1 protein-coding gene and 1 pseudogene are annotated in these 1631 nt (G+C 76.1%); both read left to right on the forward strand.

The genetic code is table 11. The features are described from left to right. Window positions 1-1196: HEAT repeat domain-containing protein (locus tag FNQ90_RS28230; protein ID WP_182608014.1), on the forward strand; the 1196-nt coding region annotated here is incomplete at its 5' end. Between the two features lie 239 nt (window positions 1197-1435). Further along, a pseudogene (locus FNQ90_RS22460) lies at window positions 1436-1631 on the forward strand (glycosyltransferase family 1 protein); the annotation flags it as partial.

Raw genomic sequence — 1631 nt, forward strand, 5'->3', positions numbered from 1 at the left:
AGAGGGGGGAGGAGCGGGTCGGGCTGGCGATCGCCGTGCTCGGACACCTGAGCCGCTACGGGGACCGTCGCGCCCCGACCCTGCTGCGCAGGCACATCCGATCCGGCGCGGGCCGCCTGTGGGCCCTGGACGAACTGGCCTCGTGCGAGGACGACGAGACGCTGCGCGAGTTGGGCCCCGCGGTCCTCAACGGTTTTCCGACGGATCCGGAGGGGACGATCCGCCTCGGCATCGCGATGCGGGACGCCTGGGAGCCCCGTCCCTGGCGACTGTGGGAGGAGGACCCCTCCCGTCCGGCCCAGGGCGCCCTGTTGCGGGAGGCCCGTCGCGCGGCGGACTTCGACCGCTGGCGGCGCCAGTTGCGTCCCGACACCCCCCGCCCCGACTGGAGCGTCGCCTCCGTCCTCGCCCGGGCCGCCCGTGATCGGGAGGAGAACCCCGAGGAATTCCGTCCCGACTCCGCCGCCCGTTGTCTGGCGGTGGTCGCCGGTCCCGACGATCGACCCGTACTGCGTTCCGTCGCGCGCGCGGGAGCTCCGGGCGAGCGGATCGCCGCCCTGCGCTACCTCGCCGAACGCGGAGATCCCGCGGCTCCCGGCCTGATCGCCGCCGCGGCGGCCCCGGACTCCCCCGAGGACGTGGCCCGGGCCGCCCTCCTGGCCCTCACCCGCATGAGGGGGGAGGACGCCCTGGCCCGGGCCCGTGTCTGGTGCGCGGAGGAGGACCCCCCCGGCGCGCCGTGCGCGATCGGGGTCGCCGCCGGTGTCCTGCTCGCCCGCCACGGTTCGGGCCCCGATGGGCCGGCCGTGCTGGAGGCCCTGCGGCGAGCCGTCCGTCGGTCGGAGGACCCGGTGACCGAGATGTTGCTGCCCGACCTGGTGGACGGGGTGGGGCGGTTGCGTCCCGGCGGCGCCGCTCCGCTGGTGCGGCACCTCTACCGCGAGACGCCCTCCTCGTTGCTGCGGGGCCGCGCCGCTCCCGCGCTGGCGGCCACCGATCCCTCCTTCCCCGCGGGATTCGCCGTCGAGTGCCTGTGGGACTGCGAGCAGGGCACCCGGGAGACCGCCGCCCGATTCGCCACCACGGGGGACGCCCGGGTGGTGGAGCGGTTGCGTCGCCTGGCGGCCGATCCGGCGGAATGGGACGAGGTGCAGACCGCGGTGCGGGGCAGGCTGGACGGCACCCCCGGACGCTGAGGTTTCCGGAGGCCCCGGGCCCCGGGGCCTCCGGCGCCGCCCGGTGTTCATCCGGGGACCCCCGGGGGAACACCGGCTCCCGGGAGGGGAACGCACCGGTGTCGCCCGCCTCCCCCCACGCCCCGGGAGTGCTCGTTCGTCCCGGGCGGGCGCCCGGCGCGTCAACCGCTCAGGGGATGTTCTCCGAGCCGACACGCCGCCGTGGGCGAAAAAACGTCCGGACCGGCGAGAACCACCCCATGCGCGTCGTCATCGTGACCGAGTCCTATCCCCCGGACGTCAACGGGGTGGCCCACTGCGCCCTGCAGACCGCACGCCACCTGGTGCGGCGCGGCCACCACCCGTTGGTGATCGCACCCGCTCCGCCCCCCGGTGTGCGGGTCCCCACCGACGGGCCCGCTCCGGTGGTCTCCATCCCCTCCCTCCCTGTCTCCT

The sequence above is a fragment of the Streptomyces alkaliphilus genome, assembly GCF_014141535.1.
GTDB classification, from domain to species: domain Bacteria; phylum Actinomycetota; class Actinomycetes; order Streptomycetales; family Streptomycetaceae; genus Streptomyces; species Streptomyces alkaliphilus.